Raw genomic sequence first — 562 nt, 5'->3', positions numbered from 1 at the left:
CGACGTGGGCCGGTGGCAGGGCCAGGACCCAGCGTCCGGTCCCGCCGAGGCGGGTGTGCGTGGCCTCGGCGGAGGCCCGCAGCGCCGCGGCGTCGAGCATCACCCCGCGCGGGGTTCCCGTCGAGCCCGAGGTGCGGACCACGAGGGCCACCTCCTCGGGCACCACGGCCGGGGCGTCGCCGGGGTGCGAGCCGGGGGCCGGTGAGGTCGCCGACGGCTGGCCGACCAGCTCGATCGCGGGCCCCGAGCCCACCAGCGCGTGGTGCACGTGCCCGAGGAGCCGGGAGACGAGGGCGTCGTCGATCGGGCCCACCGGCATCGGGAGGAGCGGTCGGTGCACCGCCCCAGCCTAGGCGCGCCGTACAGTGATCCTGCCGATCCGCGGGTCGGTGCCGTCCACCGACCCCGGTCGGTCGCCGCAGCCGACCCCCGTCGGCACGAGGAGGAGTACCCCAGTGGGCCGTTCGACCACCCTGAGCACCGTGCTGCGCCCGGCCGCCCCGCGCGGCCTGGCCCGACGTCCCCGTGGCGCCGCGCTTACCCTGGCGACCGCCGTCGTGGT

At 78.1% G+C, this 562-nt stretch carries 1 protein-coding gene; it reads right to left on the bottom strand.

Translation table 11 applies throughout. The annotated features are described in order from the left end of the window. The coding region (locus L0B03_RS18945) for an AMP-binding protein (RefSeq protein WP_250448665.1) at positions 1-340 on the bottom strand (340 nt) is incomplete at its 3' end. Positions 341-562 lie beyond the last annotated feature (222 nt).

Origin of the sequence: Actinotalea sp. C106 (assembly GCF_023630195.1) — a bacterium.
Lineage (GTDB): Bacteria > Actinomycetota > Actinomycetes > Actinomycetales > Cellulomonadaceae > Actinotalea.
This window is presented reverse-complemented; position numbering and strand designations above follow the sequence as displayed.